The organism is Pseudomonas sp. HPB0071, assembly GCF_000478505.2.
Lineage (GTDB): Bacteria > Pseudomonadota > Gammaproteobacteria > Pseudomonadales > Pseudomonadaceae > Chryseomonas > Chryseomonas luteola.
Window position 1 is genome coordinate 1,671,846 of sequence record NZ_KI517367.1, and the last position, 18,728, is coordinate 1,690,573.

Annotated in this window: 17 protein-coding genes; 11 read left to right on the top strand and 6 right to left on the bottom strand. The window is 56.4% G+C overall.

What is annotated here, in order from left to right; genetic code table 11:
* The first annotated feature begins 71 nt into the window (after window positions 1-71).
* From HMPREF1487_RS07985 to HMPREF1487_RS07995, 3 genes are all read left to right on the top strand, one after another.
* A complete protein-coding gene (locus HMPREF1487_RS07985) occupies window positions 72-998 on the top strand; it encodes an AEC family transporter (protein WP_019367304.1) in 927 nt (308 codons plus the stop codon).
* Between the two features lie 225 nt (window positions 999-1,223).
* Complete coding sequence (locus HMPREF1487_RS07990) at window positions 1,224-2,561, top strand: CitMHS family transporter (RefSeq protein WP_010796124.1); 1,338 nt, start codon at window positions 1,224-1,226, stop codon at window positions 2,559-2,561.
* A gap of 87 nt (window positions 2,562-2,648) precedes the next feature.
* Window positions 2,649-3,413: a TerC family protein gene (locus HMPREF1487_RS07995; protein ID WP_010796125.1), complete on the top strand. Its 765-nt coding sequence runs from the start codon at window positions 2,649-2,651 to the stop codon at window positions 3,411-3,413.
* Window positions 3,414-3,531: 118 nt separating this feature from the next.
* Here the strand turns inward: HMPREF1487_RS07995 and typA are convergent, their stop codons facing one another.
* On the bottom strand, window positions 3,532-5,352 hold the full coding sequence (gene typA / locus HMPREF1487_RS08000; RefSeq protein ID WP_026004159.1) for a translational GTPase TypA: 1,821 nt from the start codon (window positions 5,350-5,352) through the stop codon (window positions 3,532-3,534).
* 217 nt (window positions 5,353-5,569) lie between these two features.
* Window positions 5,570-7,024: a tRNA uracil 4-sulfurtransferase ThiI gene (gene thiI, locus HMPREF1487_RS08005; RefSeq protein ID WP_010796127.1), complete on the bottom strand. Its 1,455-nt coding sequence runs from the start codon at window positions 7,022-7,024 to the stop codon at window positions 5,570-5,572.
* A gap of 369 nt (window positions 7,025-7,393) precedes the next feature.
* Between thiI and glnA the strand changes: the two genes are divergently transcribed.
* From glnA to ntrC, 5 genes are all read left to right on the top strand, one after another.
* Window positions 7,394-8,800, top strand: coding sequence for a glutamate--ammonia ligase (gene glnA / locus HMPREF1487_RS08010; protein WP_010796128.1), 1,407 nt, complete (start codon window positions 7,394-7,396; stop codon window positions 8,798-8,800).
* A gap of 134 nt (window positions 8,801-8,934) precedes the next feature.
* Window positions 8,935-9,462: a DUF4124 domain-containing protein gene (locus HMPREF1487_RS08015; RefSeq protein ID WP_010796129.1), complete on the top strand. Its 528-nt coding sequence runs from the start codon at window positions 8,935-8,937 to the stop codon at window positions 9,460-9,462.
* A gap of 9 nt (window positions 9,463-9,471) precedes the next feature.
* The gene (locus HMPREF1487_RS08020) at window positions 9,472-10,110 is read left to right on the top strand and encodes a DUF4124 domain-containing protein (RefSeq protein ID WP_010796130.1); all 639 of its coding nucleotides are present in this window, start codon (window positions 9,472-9,474) and stop codon (window positions 10,108-10,110) included.
* Between the two features lie 198 nt (window positions 10,111-10,308).
* Window positions 10,309-11,385, top strand: a complete 1,077-nt coding sequence (glnL, locus tag HMPREF1487_RS08025; protein WP_010796131.1) for a nitrogen regulation protein NR(II) — start codon at window positions 10,309-10,311, stop codon at window positions 11,383-11,385.
* A complete protein-coding gene (gene ntrC / locus HMPREF1487_RS08030; RefSeq protein WP_010796132.1) occupies window positions 11,382-12,812 on the top strand; it encodes a nitrogen regulation protein NR(I) in 1,431 nt (476 codons plus the stop codon). Before glnL ends, ntrC begins: the two co-directional genes overlap by 4 nt.
* Before the next feature lie 371 nt (window positions 12,813-13,183).
* Here the strand turns inward: ntrC and HMPREF1487_RS08035 are convergent, their stop codons facing one another.
* A complete protein-coding gene (locus tag HMPREF1487_RS08035; RefSeq protein WP_010796133.1) occupies window positions 13,184-13,777 on the bottom strand; it encodes a hypothetical protein in 594 nt (197 codons plus the stop codon).
* A 99-nt stretch (window positions 13,778-13,876) separates the two neighbouring features.
* Between HMPREF1487_RS08035 and HMPREF1487_RS08040 the strand changes: the two genes are divergently transcribed.
* Window positions 13,877-14,341: a tRNA (cytidine(34)-2'-O)-methyltransferase gene (locus HMPREF1487_RS08040; RefSeq protein ID WP_010796134.1), complete on the top strand. Its 465-nt coding sequence runs from the start codon at window positions 13,877-13,879 to the stop codon at window positions 14,339-14,341.
* 52 nt (window positions 14,342-14,393) lie between these two features.
* On the opposite strand, the gene secB is transcribed toward HMPREF1487_RS08040, so the two are convergent.
* The 3 genes from secB to HMPREF1487_RS08055 are packed head-to-tail and all read right to left on the bottom strand — an operon-like array spanning window position 14,394 to window position 15,592.
* A complete protein-coding gene (gene secB, locus HMPREF1487_RS08045) occupies window positions 14,394-14,864 on the bottom strand; it encodes a protein-export chaperone SecB (RefSeq protein WP_010796135.1) in 471 nt (156 codons plus the stop codon).
* A gap of 28 nt (window positions 14,865-14,892) precedes the next feature.
* Window positions 14,893-15,147, bottom strand: coding sequence for a glutaredoxin 3 (gene grxC / locus HMPREF1487_RS08050; protein WP_010796136.1), 255 nt, complete (start codon window positions 15,145-15,147; stop codon window positions 14,893-14,895).
* Window positions 15,148-15,169: 22 nt separating this feature from the next.
* Complete coding sequence (locus tag HMPREF1487_RS08055) at window positions 15,170-15,592, bottom strand: rhodanese-like domain-containing protein (RefSeq protein ID WP_010796137.1); 423 nt, start codon at window positions 15,590-15,592, stop codon at window positions 15,170-15,172.
* Window positions 15,593-15,744: 152 nt separating this feature from the next.
* Between HMPREF1487_RS08055 and gpmI the strand changes: the two genes are divergently transcribed.
* Together gpmI and HMPREF1487_RS08065 are read left to right on the top strand one after the other, a co-directional pair.
* Window positions 15,745-17,280, top strand: coding sequence for a 2,3-bisphosphoglycerate-independent phosphoglycerate mutase (gene gpmI, locus HMPREF1487_RS08060; protein ID WP_010796138.1), 1,536 nt, complete (start codon window positions 15,745-15,747; stop codon window positions 17,278-17,280).
* A gap of 179 nt (window positions 17,281-17,459) precedes the next feature.
* The gene (locus HMPREF1487_RS08065) at window positions 17,460-18,725 is read left to right on the top strand and encodes a murein hydrolase activator EnvC family protein (protein ID WP_010796139.1); all 1,266 of its coding nucleotides are present in this window, start codon (window positions 17,460-17,462) and stop codon (window positions 18,723-18,725) included.
* The last annotated feature ends 3 nt before the right edge of the window (window positions 18,726-18,728 follow it).

Consider the following 18,728-nt stretch of genomic DNA (forward strand, 5'->3'; position numbering starts at 1 on the left):
GGTACTGGGAACTGCTAATATTGTCCGTGCCTTGATCTATAACGATAAGAAACCAACTGGCTGCGCCCTTTGTGACTACCATCCTTCTTGCTCTCTGGCCGCTGTTCGCCCTCATCGTGGCGGGATATTGGATGCGCCAAAAAGGCTTTCCTGGCGACGCGTTCTGGCCCGCAGCGGACCGACTCAATTACTTCATTCTTTTTCCATCGCTTCTGTTCAACAATCTCGCTACAGCACCACTTGATGACCCCGCTCTGGCGCATCTGGCGCTGGCGGCCCTGACGGGGCTGGGTGCTTTATGGATTGCCCTGTTGCTTGCTAGACGTTTTTACCACTGGCCCGCCGAGCGATTCGGCGTCATTGCCCAGGGCACCCTGCGCTTCAATACCTACCTGGGGCTAGCAACCGTAGGCAGTCTGTTGGGCAAATCGGGCCTGGGACAGGCTGCGTTACTGCTGGCCCTGATGGTGCCTACCGTAAATGTCATGTCGGTTTGGGCACTGAAAGCCGAGCGCGGCGCTCGCTTGGGTGAGTTGTTATTACCCGTCCTACGCAATCCCCTTATTCTGGCCTGCGCAGCAGGCGCGTTGGTGAATCTGCTGGGATGGGGACTGCCCTTTGGCACGGATCGGCTACTGGGGCTTCTGGCAGCAACCAGCCTGCCTCTAGGACTTTTCTGCGTAGGCGCCGCCCTGAAACTTCAACAGATCGCCGGCGAATGGCGAGCCATTGGCACCATGACACTGTTCCGCCTGCTGGCATGCCCTCTCCTGGCAGGGTTGATCGCTTACCTTCTAGGCCTGCCACCTCATGAGAGGCTTCTGCTCGTTCTGTTTTTCTCGCTGCCTACCGCACCGACCGCTTATGCATTGACCCGCCAGCTGGGTGGGGACAGCGCGCTCATGGCAGGTGTGATCACATTGCAGACACTTGTGGCTGCGTTCACATTACCACTGGTGATTTCGCTGCTGGGGGGCAGCCTCCCGCAAGGTTCATGAAAGCTTGCCCGGTTAGGATCAATTATCCAAAGGGTTAATGGCCCACTTATGGCAATGCCATGACGTGCACCTGCGGTACTAACAAAAACAAAGGATTAACTCCATGATTCGCTTGTCCCCAGCAGTGGCCCCCGCCGCTCCATGCCTCTCCATACGCTACTCGTGAGCCCTGAATCGCGCTTCGGTCGTTTCTTCACCTTTCACGCGTAACCGTTGGAGTTTTCCATGCTGACATTCCTTGGCTTCGCCATGGTCGTGACCTTCATGTTCCTGATCATGACCAAGCGGCTCACCCCTCTCATTGCGCTTACTATGGTCCCGATTCTCTTTGCCGTACTGGCATGGGCGTTGGGTAATCACTTTGCCAGTCTTGGGCATATCCAGCTCAATTCGCTCGGTCCCATGATGCTGGATGGATTGCGCACACTGGCGCCTACTGGCGTGATGCTGCTGTTCGCCATCCTCTATTTCGCTATCATGATTGATACCGGCCTGTTCGATCCGGCAGTTCGCTGGATTCTGAAACTGGTAAAGGGCGACCCGCTCAAAGTTGCCATCGGTACGGTCTTCCTGACCCTGGTGGTATCGCTCGACGGTGACGGTTCGACGACTTACATGATCTGCGTGGCAGCCATGTTCCCGCTGTACAAGCGTCTGGGTATGAATCCGCTGATCATGACGTGCCTGATGCTGCTGTCCAGTGGCGTCATGAACCTTACGCCTTGGGGTGGCCCGACGGCACGCGCAGCCAGTGCGCTGCACGTAGACCCGGCAGATGTTTTTGTCCCGATGATTCCTGCCATGTTGGCCAGCATTGCCTGGCTGTTTGTCCTCGCCTATCTCTATGGACGCCGTGAACGGGCGCGCCTGGGCATTCTGGAAATCCATGAAAGCGAAGGTGCCAAGGTTACCGTTTCTCAGTGCGAAGAAGCCCGCCGTCCTCATCTGCGCTGGTTCAACGGCCTTCTGACCCTGGCCCTAATGGCAGCGCTGGTCAAAGGCATTCTACCCATGCCAGTGCTATTCATGATTGCCTTCGGCATCGCCATGACTATCAACTACCGCAATATCGATCTGCAAAAACAGCGTGTTGCCGCTCATGCGGAAAATGTTCTTGCGGTAGTTTCACTGATTTTCGCCGCCGGGATCTTCACAGGCATCCTATCAGGCACCGGCATGGTGGACGCTATGTCCAAAAGCCTTTTGGCCGTTATTCCGGAAGCGCTTGGCCCGTATATGGCCGTCATCACTGCGCTAGTAAGCATGCCGTTTACCTTTTTCATCTCCAACGATGCGTTCTACTTTGGCGTACTGCCCGTATTGGCCGAAGCAGCTGGTCACTACGGTATCGCTCCAGTGGAAATTGCCCGTGCGTCCATCGTAGGCCAACCGGTGCATCTCCTAAGCCCATTGGTACCTTCGACCTACCTGCTGGTGGGTTTGGCTAAAGTAGAGTTTGGCGATCATCAACGCTTTACTTTGAAGTGGGCAGTCGTGACATGTCTGGCTATGCTGGTAACAGCTTTGTTACTAGGTGTGTTTCCGCTGTTCAGTGGTGCCTGAACTAACGAAATTTTCACATTTACCTGATTAGTTTTGTCGGTTTGTTTTCGGTACTCGTCGTACCGACGTTAATGAAGAGGAATTGGAATGGAGTGGCTGACAAGCCCGGAAATCTGGGTGGCTTTCTTTACCCTGACGGCCCTAGAAATCGTATTGGGTATCGACAACATCATCATGATCTCGATCCTGGTGAGCCGTATGCCCAAGGCGATGCAACCACGCACACGTTTCTTCGGCCTGGCACTGGCCATGGTGACACGGATCCTGCTGTTGCTCTCGATCACTTGGGTGATGCGCCTGACGGCCGATCTGTTCCATGTGTTTGGCCAAGGCATCTCCGGGCGCGACCTCATTCTGTTCTTTGGTGGCCTGTTCCTCCTGTACAAGAGCAGTACCGAGATCTATCACGGCCTGGAAGGTGAAGAGGAAGAAAGCGACGAGCCCAAGGGCAAGGGCGGCAGCTTTATCTCTACCATCGTCCAGATCGCGATCATCGACATCGTGTTCTCGCTGGACTCGGTCATTACGGCAGTGGGTATGGTGCAACATGTACCAGTGATGGTTGCGGCGATCATTGTTGCAGTACTGGTGATGATGCTGGCAGCGGGTGGTATCAGCAGCTTCATCGACAAGCACCCTAGCCTGAAGATGCTCGCACTGTCCTTCCTGATCGTAGTAGGTACTGTGCTGATCGCTGAGAGTTTTGAGATTCACGTACCCAAGGGCTATGTCTACTTCGCCATGGCGTTCTCGCTGGCAGTGGAAGCCATCAATATCCGCATGCGTACCGCAGCCGCCCGCAAGAAGGCCCAGCAAGGGCATCCTGTGAAACTGCGTAAGAATACGCCGTAAGCCCTACGGCAGTGAAAGCCCCGGTTTACCGGGGCTTTTTTATGGCTTCCTTTCACCAGGCATAAAAAAGCCCACCCGCCTTTCAGCGAGTGGGCTTTTCAGTCGCGCGGTCGGGTTATTACACCTTGCTGCGCTCGTAACGCTTACGATCGTTTTCGTTGAGCAGCTTCTTGCGCAGACGAATCGACTTCGGGGTTACTTCAACCAACTCATCTTCAGCGATGAATTCCAGGGCCTGTTCAAGGGTGAACTTGATTGGCGGAACCAGGGCGATAACCTCGTCCTTGCCGGAAGCACGCATGTTATCGAGCTTCTTGCCCTTGGTGGGGTTCAGCACGAGGTCATTGTCACGGCTGTTGATACCGCACAGCTGGCCTTCATAGATTTCATCGCCAGGCGCGAGGAACAGCTTGCCGCGGCTCTGCAGAGTTTCCAGCGAGTACGTCAGTGCAGTACCGGTAGCCATGGACACCAGCACACCGTTCTGACGGTTAGTCACTTCGCCAGCCTTGATCGGACCATAGTGGCTGAAGGTCGAGGTAAGGATGCCAGTACCCGAGGTCAGAGTCAGGAAGTTGTTACGGAAGCCGATCAGACCACGTGCCGGAATGGTGTACTCCAGACGAACACGGCCTTTTCCGTCAGGGATCATGTTGCTCAGATCGCCCTTACGCAGCCCCATTTGCTCCATCACGGGACCCTGGTGCTGCTCTTCGATGTCGATGGTGACGTTCTCGTACGGCTCCTGCTTCTCGCCGTTTTCGTTCTCGATGATCACCACCTCTGGACGACCTACCGCCAGTTCGAAGCCTTCACGGCGCATGTTCTCGATCAATACGGACAGGTGCAGCTCACCACGGCCAGAGACCTTGAACTTCTCAGGAGATTCGCCCTGCTCAACACGCAGTGCCACGTTGTGCAGCAGCTCCTTGTCCAGACGGTCCTTGATGTTACGGCTGGTCACGAACTTGCCTTCTTTGCCAGCGAACGGCGAGTCATTGACCTGGAAGGTCATCGAAACGGTCGGCTGGTCAACGGTCAGCGGAGGCAGCGCCTCGACGGTCTGCTGGTCACACAGGGTATCGGAAATGAACAGCTCGTCCATGCCGCTGACGCAAACGATGTCACCGGCCTGCGCCTCAGGAACCTCGACACGCTGCAGACCGTGGTGACCCATGATCTTCAGAATGCGGCCGTTACGCTTCTTGCCATCGGCACCGATAGCGGTTACCGGAGTGTTGGCCTTGATGGTACCGCGTGCGATACGGCCAATGCCGATCACACCAAGGAAGCTGCTGTAGTCCAGCTGGGAGATCTGCATCTGGAACGGGCCGTTTACGTCGACCTGGGGAGCCGGTACGTGGTCAATGATGGCCTGGAACACGGCATCCATATTGTCGTCCATCTTCTCGTAGTCCATGCCGGCGATGCCGTTCAGGGCGCTGGCGTAGACGATCGGGAAATCCAGCTGCTCATCAGTGGCGCCCAGGTTGTCGAACAGGTCGAAGATCTGGTCGATAACCCAATCTGGACGCGCGCCCGGACGGTCGATCTTGTTCACGATCACGATCGGACGCAGGCCCGCCTTGAACGCCTTCTGGGTCACGAAACGGGTCTGAGGCATGGGGCCGTCTTGCGCGTCCACAACCAGCAGTACGGAGTCAACCATCGACATTACACGCTCTACTTCACCGCCGAAGTCAGCGTGACCGGGTGTATCCACGATGTTGATGTTATAGCCGTTCCACTTGATCGCCGTGTTCTTGGCCAGGATGGTAATACCACGCTCTCTTTCCTGGTCGTTGGAGTCCATGACGCGCTCGCCTTCGGCTTCCTTGCGGTCCAGCGTACCGGACAGCTTCAGCAGCTTGTCTACTAGCGTGGTCTTGCCATGGTCAACGTGGGCGATGATGGCGATATTACGAAGATTCTCGATCACTTTTTCAGTCTCGTTATCAAGTTGAGCCGGGCCGCAGCGGCTGATCACAGCAAGCCCGACACGACATTCAGCAAAATTCATTCAAGCCCAAAGGGCATTTAATCCAGAGAAACAAAGGCGCCAATGAGATCTGCGCCTACGAGCAGCCCGACAGGCCTGCCCTCAACCCCGGTCGGGAGGGCGATGGCGAATGCTGCCGCCAAACAGCCCGGGCTGTTTAGTCCGGGCGATAAACACGTACATTCGCATGCCCCTCATTGAGCAAATGATGAGCATGCAGGCGACTCATGACACCTTTGTCACAGTAGAGAAGGTACTGGCGACTCTCGTCCAGTTCCTTGAATCGATTGTTCAGTGCAAAGAATGGCATAGCCTGCACTTCGACACCGTCCACGGCCAGAGGATCATCCTCCTGACTATCTGGGTGACGAATGTCGAGCACGATCTGACCAGGCAGCGCCTGGCTGACTTCCTCAACCTTCAAATCCTTGCCAAGCTCGTCGATCACCTTGTCGACTGTCATCATCGTAGCGCGCTCAAGGGCTGCGTCCAGGATGGTCATGTCGAATTTGGTTTCTTCGTGCTCGATACGGTAGCCCTTGGCCTTGGTCGTCGGGTTCACCGAAATCACGCCGCAGTACTCCGGCATGTGCTTGGCAAATGCCGCCGTGCCGATCTGTTCGGCCGTGTCGATGATGTCCTGCTTGTGACTGGCCAGCAGTGGACGCAGCACCAGCGTATCGGTGACACGGTCGATTACGGCCAGGTTGGGCAGGGTCTGGCTGGAAACCTGCGAGATCGCCTCGCCCGTGACCAGCGCATCGATGTCCAGGCGCTCAGCCATGCGGCTGGCTGCGCGCAGCATCATGCGCTTGAGGATGACGCCCATCTGGCTGTCATCCACCTTGGTCAGGATCTCGCCGACCACCTCTTCGAACGGCACGCTGATAAACAGCACGCGCTGGGAACGGCCGAATTTCTCCCACAGATAATGGGCAACCTCCATAACGCCCAATTCATGAGCACGCCCACCCAGATTGAAGAAGCAGAAATGACTGACCAGGCCGCGACGCATCATTTGGTAGGCGGCAACGGTTGAGTCGTAACCACCGGACATGAGCACCAGCACCTGTTCGAGAGCACCCAGTGGATACCCTCCCAGACCGTCGTGCTGCCGATCAATCACGAACAGGCGGTCATGGCGGATCTCGATGCGTGCAAGCACCTCGGGATCCTTGAGGGAAATCCCCGCACCGCCACAGCGCTGGCGCAGTCCGCCCCCGACGTAGCGCTCTATGTCCATGGAGCTGAAATCATGTTTGCCGGCCCGCTTGCAGCGCAAGGAGAATACCTTGCCGCGAATGCGCTCACCGAAATGCTGGATGCATTTGTCGAGAATATCTTCGAAGTCGCCCAGCGGGTATTCATGGACCTCCAGGAAATGACCGATCCCTGGCGTGCAGGTCAGGCGCTCGATCATCTCGCGCAGAACCTTCGGCTCGGTCTGCTGTGTTTCGACTTCCAGGTTATCCCACTCACCCTCCACCGTCAGGTTCGGGTCCAGATCCCTCAAGACCACCCGGATATTCTTCGCCAGCTGGCGAATGAAACGCTTGCGCACCGGACGACTTTTGATAGTGATTTCCGGAAAGACTTTGACGATGAGCTTCATGAAATTTTAAAGAAGAGCGGAAACGACGAGAAAAGGTCGACAAGTATAGCTCAAACTGAAAGTTCTGACTTCCATTGGTCTAAATACATAAAAGCACCAATTTGGTGCTATAAAAAATATAAAGCACGCTTTTGGTGCTCAGTGGTCTATTCCAAAGGCACTATTAACGGCCAAGGCCTAGTGTTAGTGCGGCCCTGTCCATTACAGGGCACTGGCACGCTACTTGCTCCCTTGTGAGGCAGTAGCCCTTAGGCGAGGATAGGGCTCTTCTGAAAGCGCAACCGTTTTCAGAAGTGCCCTTGCTACGGGTACACCTGATCCTGGGAGTTACGCCAACCGCTCCCAGCCTCAATCCCTCTGGAGGAAAACATGTCGAAGGCGGTTCAACTGATCAAAGAAAACGACGTGAAGTGGATAGACCTGCGCTTCACGGACACCAAGGGAAAGCAGCAGCACGTTACTATGCCCGCTCGCGACGCCCTCGATGAAGACTTCTTCGAACACGGCAAAATGTTCGACGGCTCCTCCATTGCTGGCTGGAAAGGTATCGAAGCTTCCGACATGATCCTGATGCCGGACGACAGCACCGCCGTGCTGGATCCGTTCACTGAAGAGCCGACCGTGATCCTGGTCTGCGACATCATCGAACCGTCCACCATGCAGCCTTATGAGCGCGATCCCCGTGCTATTGCCAAGGCTGCCGAAGAGTATCTGAAGTCCACCGGTATCGGTGACACTGTATTCGTAGGTCCAGAGCCCGAGTTCTTCATCTTCGACGAAGTGAAGTTCAAGTCTGACATCTCCGGCTCCATGTTCAAGATCTTTTCCGAACAAGCATCCTGGAACACTGACGCTGATTTCGAAAGCGGCAACAAGGGTCACCGTCCGGGCGTCAAGGGCGGTTACTTCCCGGTTCCGCCGGTCGACCACGACCACGAAATCCGTACGGCCATGTGTAATGCGCTGGAAGAAATGGGTCTGGTTGTTGAAGTTCACCACCATGAAGTGGCGACTGCCGGCCAGAACGAGATCGGCGTGAAGTTCAACACGCTGGTAGCCAAGGCGGACGAAGTCCAGACGCTGAAGTACTGCGTACACAACGTCGCTGATGCCTACGGCAAGACCGTAACCTTCATGCCGAAGCCGCTGTATGGCGATAACGGCTCGGGCATGCACGTTCACATGTCTATCTCCAAGGAAGGCAAGAACACGTTCGCAGGCGAAGGCTATGCCGGCCTGTCCGATACTGCCCTGTACTTCATCGGCGGCATCATCAAGCATGGCAAGGCTCTGAATGGCTTTACCAACCCGTCCACCAACTCCTATAAGCGTCTGGTTCCCGGCTTTGAAGCACCGGTCATGTTGGCCTACTCGGCTCGCAACCGTTCCGCCTCGATCCGTATCCCCTACGTTTCCAGCCCGAAAGCCCGCCGTATCGAAGCGCGCTTCCCGGACCCGGCGGCCAACCCTTACCTGTGCTTCGCTGCACTGCTGATGGCGGGTCTGGATGGTATCCAGAACAAGATTCACCCTGGCGATGCTGCCGACAAGAACCTGTACGACCTGCCGCCAGAAGAGGCCAAGCAGATCCCGCAGGTATGTGGCAGCCTGAAGGAAGCACTGGAGTCCCTGGACGCTGACCGCGCGTTCCTGACCAAGGGTGGCGTCTTCACTGATGAGTTCATCGATACCTATATCGAGCTCAAGAGCGAAGAAGAGATCAAGGTTCGCACCTTCGTTCACCCGCTGGAATACGACCTGTACTACAGCGTCTAAGCCACCGGTTGTACAGCAGAGGCCTCCTTCGGGAGGCCTTTTGCTTATGGGCGCTTGTCATAAGGGCCTGTCAGTGCAACGCTTATGACTTACCTCTTTCTCTATGTGACGCCAGTGTCACCCTAGGAACAGATATGCGCCTGCTGTTCGCCAGCCTAGTGTTTGCCATGACCTTGCCTGTTCACGCCGAAATCTATCGCTCGGTAGGCCCGAACGGCCAAACAGTCTTCAGCGACCAGCCGCCAGCGAACGCGCCTGCCGAACGGGTCGAACTGCAGCGCCCCAACACCGTGAAAGCCGAGACGCCGGCGTCGACCGCGCCCTCTCCGTCCCCGCCCGACACGGGCGCAGCCACGAGTCAGCCCTATCAAACCCTGCGCCTGGATGCGCCTGACGATGAAGCGCTACGAGCGAACAATGGCACTTTTTCCATTAGCGCGACCATAACGCCTGCCCTATCGCCCGGCCATGAACTTCGCCTGCTGGTGGATGGGCAACCTTATGGTGAGCCGACCCGAGCACCTTTTTTTCATCTGACTAACATAGACCGTGGCACACACAGCCTGGCCATAGAGGTGGTCGAAGGTACACGTGTCGTACAACAGAGCGAGCCCGTTGAGATCACGGTGCAACGCATCAGCCTCAACAGTCCGAGTCGTTGATCCTTACCGATGCGCTTCATTTATCTGCTTGTACTACTCTTCCTGACGCAGCCGACCTTTGCAGCCGTGTACACCTACACCGATGCCGAAGGTAACCGCATCTTCACAGATAGCCCTCCAAAGGGCATCAAGGCCAACCCTGTTACGATTCAGCCTTCCAACAGCATGCCGTCGCCTGCTGCACCACGTACGATCAAGCTGTCACCCTCTAATCCGGATATTCGTAAACCGGTGCAGCCATCCGCCCCACCGCCACCGGCTCAGATCGCGTCCTACCAGATGCTGCGCATTCTTGTACCGGAGCCGGACGCTACGATTCGGAGCAATGCCGGTGAGCTGATCGTAACAGCCACCAGCGATCCAGAACTGATGCCTACTCATTTCTACCGGCTGATTCTGGATGGCCAACCCGCAGGAGCCCCTGGGCGCAGTCCGGTATTTCCACTTGAAAACCTGGATCGGGGCACGCATCAGATCGCGGTGGAGATCGTTACGGAAGGCGGCGTCGTGGTCGAGCGTACGCCTAGCCAACCTTTCCATATGAAGCGCATGTCGCTGTCTCAGCGGCGTCTGGCCAACCCCTGCAAGGACGGTGAGTGGGGTATTCGTCCCGAATGTCCGCTTTCTGAAAAACCCGAAGAAGAATAAAGCGCCAGCCCCTTATGCACCATATCAGTGCAATACTGTAGGTCGCACCAAAACGAGACATCCTGATTAGCTAGAAAACAGCTTAAGGCTACGTGCAGTGCACAGGTTATGGGCTTGCCCTAACACAGGGCAGCCTATTTACGTAGCTTGGTTTGTTTCTTGCATTTTCATGGGTCGTCACATCAAAGCTGATTCGCCATGCCTACGGAAATGATGCATCGTCTGCTGCTGGATAACCTTACGACGGCAGTCATTCTGCTCAACGCCGAGCTGCGCCTTGAGTACATGAATCCGGCAGCTGAAATGCTGTTGGCCGTCAGCGGTCAGCGTAGCCACGGTCAATTCATCAGTGAATTGTTCACCGAGTCGCCGGAAGCGCTCCAAGCCCTTCGTCAGGCAGTGGAGCACTCGCACCCGTTTACCAAGCGTGAAGCACTGCTGGTGTCCACTACAGGCAACAACCTGACGGTGGATTATGCTGTTACGCCTGTGCTCAGCCCTTCTACGACCTACCTGTTGCTGGAAGTGCATCCCAGGGATCGTCTCCTGCGAATTACCAAAGAGGAAGCCCAGCTTTCCAAGCAGGAAACGACCAAACTGCTGGTTCGCGGGCTTGCCCATGAGATCAAGAATCCCCTAGGGGGCATCCGTGGCGCTGCGCAACTCCTCTCTCGGGAGTTACCGGACGAGTCCCTGAAAGATTACACGAACGTCATCATTGAGGAGTCTGACCGCCTGCGCAACCTGGTGGATCGCATGCTCGGCTCCAACAAGCTGCCCAAACTGGCACGTACCAATATTCATGAGGTGCTGGAGCGTGTTTGCAGTCTGGTGGATGCTGAAAGCCAGGGTGGTATCTCCCTGGTACGCGATTACGACCCGAGCATCCCGGACCTCCTTATCGACAAGGAGCAATTGATCCAGGCGGTCCTCAATATTGTGCGAAACGCCATGCAGGCCATTTCCGAACATAATGAGCTGCGCCTGGGGCGTATCACGCTGCGGACGCGTGCGCTCCGCCAGTTCACTATTGCCCATGTTCGCCATCGGTTGGTGTGCAAGGTCGAAATCATCGATAACGGCCCAGGTATTCCTGCCGACATGCAGGAAACCATCTTCTATCCGATGGTCAGCGGTCGCCCAGACGGGACCGGTCTGGGCTTGGCCATCACGCAAAACATCATTTCTCAGCACCAAGGCCTTATCGAGTGCCTGAGTCAACCTGGACACACTGCCTTCAGTATTTTCCTGCCGTTGGATAAGGAGCCTTTATGAGCCGTTCGGAGACCGTCTGGATCGTCGACGACGACCGTTCCATTCGCTGGGTACTAGAAAAGGCCCTTCAGCAGGAAGGCATGACGACCGTTGCCTTTGAGAATGCGGACAGCGTCATGAATCGGCTCGGCCGCCAGCAGCCGGATGTCATCATTTCCGATATTCGCATGCCTGGCGCCAGTGGCCTGGATTTGTTGTCTCGCATTCGGGAGGTTCACCCTCGTCTGCCTGTGATCATCATGACGGCACATTCGGATCTCGACAGCGCTGTCGCCTCCTATCAAGGGGGCGCGTTTGAATACCTGCCCAAGCCGTTCGACGTCGATGAGGCCGTCGCGTTGGTCAAGCGCGCCGGCCAGCATGCCCAGGAACAGCAGGGATTCGAGGAGCCCGCTCACCTGACGCGAACACCGGAAATCATTGGTGAAGCGCCGGCAATGCAGGAGGTGTTTCGCGCCATCGGCCGGCTCTCCCATTCCAACATTACGGTTCTGATCAATGGCGAGTCGGGCACAGGTAAAGAGCTGGTTGCCCATGCCCTGCACCGCCACAGCCCGCGTGCGGCTGCGCCTTTCATTGCGCTGAACATGGCCGCCATTCCCAAGGACTTGATGGAGTCCGAGCTGTTCGGCCACGAAAAAGGGGCCTTCACAGGCGCGGCCAACCAGCGTCGAGGCCGTTTCGAGCAGGCCGATGGCGGAACCTTGTTTCTTGATGAAATCGGAGACATGCCAGCTGATACCCAGACGCGCCTGCTGCGGGTCTTGGCCGATGGTGAGTTCTATCGCGTAGGGGGCCATACCCCAGTCAAGGTGGATGTCCGCATCATTGCCGCAACCCACCAGAACCTGGAGGGTCTGGTCCGGGATGGCAAGTTTCGCGAGGACTTGTTTCATCGCCTCAACGTGATTCGTATCCACATCCCTCGCCTGGCTGATCGCCGGGAGGATATTCCGGCGCTGGCCCGGCATTTCCTGGCACGAGCGGCGCAAGAGCTGACGGTAGAACCCAAGACGCTAAGACCGGAAACCGAGGAGTACATGAAGGGCCTGTCCTGGCAAGGTAACGTCCGGCAACTGGAAAATACCTGTCGCTGGATCACGGTGATGGCGTCCAGCCGGGAGGTACTGATCGATGACCTGCCGCCGGAACTCCTTAGCCAGCCGCAGGATGCGCAACCCGCCGCCAACTGGGAACAAGCCTTGCGTCACTGGGCGGATCAGGCATTGACTCGTGGACAGTCAAGCCTTCTAGACAGTGCCGTGCCTGCTTTTGAGCGAATCATGATCGAGACCGCGCTCAAGCATACCGCCGGCCGCCGTCGTGATGCCGCGGTTCTCCTGGGCTGGGGACGCAACACGCTGACCCGGAAGATCAAAGAGCTGGGCATGAAAGTCGATGGCCCCGATGAAGAGGGTGAAGACTAAGCCCTGTAGGCTAAAAGGCGCCTTAAACGGCGCTTTTTTATGCCTGAACTTTTTGTTCAGAAAATTATGAAAAGTTGGCACGCCGCCTGCTATGTACTTGGTAACCAACCTTTTTGGGGACCTCGGTACAGGCAGGCTGGGGAATCCCCTTTTTATTTCAAGACCACCTTCGGGTGGTCTTTTTTTGTTCTGAGATAAAAGGCTACTTTTCAGGCCTTTAAAATCAATGGGTTACAGATACAAAGCTGAAACCCTTCAATTGCACTGGCTTTACAAGGAACACAGCACCATAAAAGAAGAATAATGTTTAGCATTCAAGGCTTGCACCAAAAATGTGCAGCAATTGAAATTTGCCTTAATTGTGCGCACGTTTACTGGCCAGCTGAGATCAGTGGAACCTCAATGACCAACTCCCAGTGGTCGCCTTCCTTTTTGTCCAAGTGGTCCTGAGTAGCCAGGGCTCCTCCTAGTCCAACTACAAGCACGTTGACGTCCTTGCCCTGCTGAATGACTGACCAGGAAAAGCTGCGTGACTCTTTTGTTTTTACCTGAGCACTTTGATTGCCGCCTACCAAACTTATGTTGGGCAAACGCAGATTCAACGCACCGTCTGGGCGATAGCGCTCATACTGAAGGGCCTTGTTCAGGGACAGCACCAGACGATACATAGGCCTCCCAGAGCCTTCGTCAACGTATTCTGCAGCCTGAGCCACGCGTACCTGAGGAACGATTGGCTGCCGAGGCCCTACATCGCCGTGATAGATCCGGCCGACCATCAGCCCGAACAGCAGCCCGCCCAGTGACATGGCGCCCAACCACACTAGGAGGCGGCGATTGCGAGTCTGTAGCTCACGGCGTAGCTCTTCAGGGTCATCCACCCGTTGGAGTTCTCTTTCACGAGCAGCCTTGGCTTCGCGTACCTCGAGAAACAGACGGCGTACGGCATGAAACAGACGTCTCAACATGCCATCGTTCCGCAACCAGCCCATATCCACCGTACGAAGCAGCAGCCATTGTCGCCGGGTGGCGTTACCATACCGCTCTTTATTCCTGTGTTAGCTACCATGTTTGACGTCATTTTGTTCGAGCCGGAAATTCCGCCCAATACGGGCAATATCATTCGCTTGTGTGCCGTTACCGGCTGCCGTCTGCATCTGATCGAGCCACTTGGCTTTGCGCTTGACGACAAAAAGCTGCGTCGCGCCGGGTTGGACTACCATGAGTGGTCGACCGTGCGGTGTCACGCATCGCTGTCAGCTTGTATAGCAGATTTACAACCCCGTCGGCTGATGGCCTTTTCTACCAAGGCTACACAGTCCTATGCCGATGTCCGCTATGAAGTAGGCGATGCCCTGCTGTTTGGTCCCGAGAGCCGCGGGCTGCCAGCCGAGGTGCGTGATGCCCTTCCCCACGAGCACCTGCTACGCCTGCCCATGCTACCGGATCGTCGCAGCCTCAATCTCTCCAACGCGGTAGCCATTACCGTTTACGAAGGCTGGCGCCAGCTGGGCTTTTTCATGCCGGAATAAATCACTGCGGCATAAAAAAACGCCCCGAAGGGCGTTTTTTCTACAGCGTAGATCAGGCCTGACCTGCAGTCTGCATGCGCGACAGCTCTTGAGCGTACAGCGCATCGAAGTTCACCGGCGACAGCATCAGCGCCGGGAAGGAACCACGCACGACCATGCTGTCCAGTGTTTCACGTGCATAAGGGAACAGGATGTTCGGGCAGAAGGCGCCCAGCGCATGACTCATAGAAGAGGCATCCAGACCCTTAATCAGGAAGATACCGGCCTGTTGTACTTCAGCAACAAAAGCGGTGTCTTCACCGTTCTTCACCGTTACGGTCAGCGTGAGGACGACTTCGTAGAAATCTTCGTTCAGCGCCTTCTGGCGGGTGGATAGATCCAGGTTGACGTTTGGCTGCCAGTCCTGACGGAAGATGTCCGGGCTCTTGGGCGCCTCGAAAGACAGGTCGCGAATATAGATACGTTGCAGGGAGAACTGAGCGCCTTCTTCAGTCTGCTGCGCTCCGTTTAGGTTATCAGTCATGACAGAACCTTATTGTTTATCGGTTAATTCAGGCAGAGAGGAGCGGGTCGAGACGGCCTGAGCGCTCGAGCGCATACAGATCGTCGCAGCCACCCACATGGGTTTCGCCAATCCAGATCTGCGGAACACTGGTCCGGCCGGCCTTGCGTGTCATTTCACTGCGCACTGCAGGCTGGCCATCGACGGCAATTTCTTGGTACTTCACACCTTTACTGTCGAGCAGGTGCTTGGCTCGATGGCAGTAAGGACACCAGGCACTGGTGTAGATGATGACTTCAGGCATGAGAGTACCTCCTGTCCGACAATTAGTTTTTCACGAGCGGCAGGTTTTCCCCACGCCAGGTAGAGAGACCTCCCGTCAACCGGGCCGTAGTGAATCCGGCCTGTTGTAGCGGCGTGCAGGCAGCGCCGGCCTGCTGACCATTGCTGTCGACAACGATAAGGGTCTTATCCTTGTGCTTCTCCAGTTGGGACAGGCTGCTGGCCAGTTTGTCCTGAGGAATGTTCACTGCCCCGACGATATGACCGGTAGCGAACTCCTTCTTCGGACGAATGTCCAGCACAATGCCCTGCTCTGTATTGAGAAGCTTGGTCAGCTCCGCCGTTGACAGGCTGCGCCCGCTACGACGTGTCTCGTGTATCAGCAGAAGGATCAAGAGCACCAACAAGGCGCCAACAAGCAAGTAATGGTGAGTGGCGAACTCGATCAGCCGGGAAACGAATTGCATGGCACGAAGTATCCGGAGTCAAAAAATGCTGGCCAGTATACACACGCGACCTCATGCACCATACCCTGCATGCGTGGCGTCGCTAGGCGTTTGGCAGTTACACTTCAGATAACCGTTGCCTTTCGAAACAGCGCTAACAAGAGTCCGAAATCATGGCATTCACACCCAAACCTCTGGTCCTGATCATCCTCGACGGCTTTGGCCACAGCGAGGAAACCAAGCACAATGCCATTTACGCGGCAAAAAAGCCGGTCTGGGATCGCCTGCTGGCGACACAGCCCCATGGTCTGATCTCCGGCTCCGGCATGGATGTGGGCCTGCCTGACGGCCAGATGGGCAACTCCGAGGTAGGACACATGAACCTGGGAGCCGGCCGTGTGGTGTATCAGGATTTCACCCGTATCACCAAGGCCATCCGCGATGGCGAGTTCTTCGAGAATCCGGTCATTGGCGAAGCCGTCGACAAGGCAGTCGGCGCAGGCAAGGCCGTCCATATCCTGGGCCTGATGTCCGATGGCGGCGTCCATAGCCACCAGGACCATCTGGTTGCCATGGCAGAGCTGGCGGCCAAGCGTGGCGCCGAGAAGATCTACCTGCACGCCTTCCTCGACGGTCGCGATACACCGCCCAGGAGCGCGCAAAGCTCGATCGACCTGCTAGACGCCACGTTTGCCCGCCTGGGCAAAGGTCGTATCGTGTCGCTGATTGGCCGCTATTTCTCCATGGACCGCGACAATCGCTGGGACCGCGTATCCGCTGCGTATAACCTCATTACGGACGGCACCGCGGAATACCATGCGGCAACGGCCACCGAAGGCCTCAACGCAGCGTACGAGCGCGGCGAGAGCGATGAATTCGTCAAGGCAACGACCGTCGGGACTCCCGTCAAGGTGGAAGACGGTGACGCCGTGGTCTTCATGAACTTCCGTGCTGACCGCGCCCGTGAACTGTCCCGTGCGTTTGTCGAGCCGGACTTCAAGGAATTCCCCCGTACCCGGACGCTAAACCTGGCAGGCTATGTCATGCTGACCCAATATGCTGCCAGCATTCCTGCACCCAGTGCCTTTGCCCCGGAAAGCCTGAACAATGTCTTGGGTGAATACCTGGCCAAGAACGGCAAGACTCAGCTGCGGATTGCCGAAACCGAGAAATATGCGCACGTCACGTTCTTTTTCTCGGGCGGTCGGGAAGAACCCTTCGAGAGCGAGGAACGTATCCTGATCCCCTCCCCCAAGGTTGCCACCTATGACATGCAGCCTGAAATGAGCGCCCCGGAAGTGACCGACAAGATTGTCGATGCGATTGAAAACCAGCGCTACGACGTCATCATCGCCAACTATGCCAATGGCGACATGGTGGGCCATACCGGTGTATTCGAGGCGGCAGTCAAAGCAGTGGAATGCCTGGACGCCTGCATGGGACGCATTGTGGAAGCGCTGGACAAGGTCGGCGGCGAGGCCATCATTACGGCAGACCACGGCAATGTCGAGCAGATGGAAGATGAATCCACGGGTCAGGCGCATACTGCGCATACCACCGAGCCGGTTCCGTTCGTCTATGTAGGCAAGCGCTCCGTTCACATTCGTGAAGGCGGTGTACTGGCCGATGTAGCGCCCACCTTGCTGACGCTTATGGGTATGGAGCAACCCAAGGAGATGACCGGTCGTACGATCATTACCGTGAATTAAATATCACGGCCTGCTCATTTACCCGATTGGGAGTATCGTTGCGTCTCTGAGGACTCAGCGGTACTTCTGATCATCAACCAATAAAAGAGCACCTAGTCATCTACGGCTCGTCTCGCCGTTTTTTTTGCTAGCCGCCCCGTGCATACTAGGGCGCTTCCTCATGGGATATTTGTTACTCGATGCTTCGCGCCCTTACCCTCGTTCTTCTTGCATGTCTGCTTACTCCGGCCGTGGCCGATCAGCGCGAGGATACCCAGCGCCAGCTGGAAGCCACCAAGCGTGACATCGCCGAACTGCAGAAGCTCTTGCAAGGCATCCAGACCGAAAAGTCCGGCGTGCAAAAGCAGCTCAAATCGACCGAAACGGAGATGGGCGACCTGGAAAAGCAGGTCAAGGATCTCCAGGATCAGTTGGATCAAGGTCAGGAAAAGCTGAAGAAGCTGGATGACCAGAAAAAAAAACTCGATCAGTCACGCCTTGAGCAACAAAAACTGATCGCTATTCAGATTCGTGCCGCTTATCAAAGCGGCCGTCAGGAATACCTGAAGTTGCTCCTCAATCAGGAACAACCGGAAAAGGTCAGTCGCACCCTGACCTACTATAACTATGTCAATCAGGCCCGCCTCGACCAACTCGCGACATTCAACGACACCCTGAAACAGCTAGCCGGGGTAGAGAGTGACATTCGTAACGAGCAATCGCAGCTGACCGCTCAGCAAGCCGCTTTGCAGGAGCGGCAGGACAAGCTGGCCGAAGTCCGCAAGGCACGCCAGGAGACCCTGGCCAAGCTGAACAGCAACTACTCCGACCGCAACCGTGCGCTGCAATCGCGTGAGCAGGATCAGGCTGAACTCGGCAAGGTCCTGAAAACCATTGAAGAGACACTGGCCCGCCAGGCTCGTGAGGCTGAGCAGGCTCGCCAGCGTGCACTGGCACAGGCGCGGGAAGCGGAAGAGCGTAGTCGCGCAAGCAGCAAAACGACACGGCCAACGAACACACCGGGCCTTGCGGTGTCTAGTTCTGCACCAGGCTTTGGCGGTCCGTTTGCCAGCGCACAAGGCAAGCTGCCTTGGCCTGTGAACGGTCGCCTGCTGGCACGCTTTGGCAGTCCGCGTGGCGATGACCCGCGCGCCAAATGGGATGGTGTACTGATTTCAGCCAGCGCAGGCACCCAGGTACACGCTATTCATGCGGGCCGGGTAGTGTTTGCCGACTGGTTACGAGGGGCCGGACAGCTGGTGATCATTGATCACGGCAACGGCTATCTCAGTTTATACGGGCATAATCAAAGCTTGTTAAAGAGTGCAGGTGATCAGGTCAAGGCGGGCGATGCGATTGCAACCGTCGGGACCAGCGGAGGTCAGGACACCCCTGCCCTCTATTTCGCCATACGTCAGAAGGGTCGTCCGTCGGATCCGCTTACCTGGTGCCGTGCCCAGGGTTAGTGC

What these genes read in the sequence shown, in the direction of transcription:
- HMPREF1487_RS08040 (WP_010796134.1), top strand. Translation starts at nt 13,877, where the DNA reads ATGTTTGACGTCATTTTGTTCGAGCCGGAAATTCCGCCCAATACGGGC.
- HMPREF1487_RS08065 (WP_010796139.1), top strand. Translation starts at nt 17,460, where the DNA reads ATGCTTCGCGCCCTTACCCTCGTTCTTCTTGCATGTCTGCTTACTCCG.
- HMPREF1487_RS07990 (WP_010796124.1), top strand. Translation starts at nt 1,224, where the DNA reads ATGCTGACATTCCTTGGCTTCGCCATGGTCGTGACCTTCATGTTCCTG.
- gpmI (WP_010796138.1), top strand. Translation starts at nt 15,745, where the DNA reads ATGGCATTCACACCCAAACCTCTGGTCCTGATCATCCTCGACGGCTTT.
- secB (WP_010796135.1), bottom strand. Translation starts at nt 14,864, where the DNA reads ATGACTGATAACCTAAACGGAGCGCAGCAGACTGAAGAAGGCGCTCAG.
- HMPREF1487_RS08020 (WP_010796130.1), top strand. Translation starts at nt 9,472, where the DNA reads ATGCGCTTCATTTATCTGCTTGTACTACTCTTCCTGACGCAGCCGACC.
- HMPREF1487_RS08015 (WP_010796129.1), top strand. Translation starts at nt 8,935, where the DNA reads ATGCGCCTGCTGTTCGCCAGCCTAGTGTTTGCCATGACCTTGCCTGTT.
- ntrC (WP_010796132.1), top strand. Translation starts at nt 11,382, where the DNA reads ATGAGCCGTTCGGAGACCGTCTGGATCGTCGACGACGACCGTTCCATT.
- thiI (WP_010796127.1), bottom strand. Translation starts at nt 7,024, where the DNA reads ATGAAGCTCATCGTCAAAGTCTTTCCGGAAATCACTATCAAAAGTCGT.
- HMPREF1487_RS07995 (WP_010796125.1), top strand. Translation starts at nt 2,649, where the DNA reads ATGGAGTGGCTGACAAGCCCGGAAATCTGGGTGGCTTTCTTTACCCTG.
- glnA (WP_010796128.1), top strand. Translation starts at nt 7,394, where the DNA reads ATGTCGAAGGCGGTTCAACTGATCAAAGAAAACGACGTGAAGTGGATA.
- HMPREF1487_RS08035 (WP_010796133.1), bottom strand. Translation starts at nt 13,777, where the DNA reads ATGTTGAGACGTCTGTTTCATGCCGTACGCCGTCTGTTTCTCGAGGTA.
- HMPREF1487_RS08055 (WP_010796137.1), bottom strand. Translation starts at nt 15,592, where the DNA reads ATGCAATTCGTTTCCCGGCTGATCGAGTTCGCCACTCACCATTACTTG.
- grxC (WP_010796136.1), bottom strand. Translation starts at nt 15,147, where the DNA reads ATGCCTGAAGTCATCATCTACACCAGTGCCTGGTGTCCTTACTGCCAT.
- glnL (WP_010796131.1), top strand. Translation starts at nt 10,309, where the DNA reads ATGCCTACGGAAATGATGCATCGTCTGCTGCTGGATAACCTTACGACG.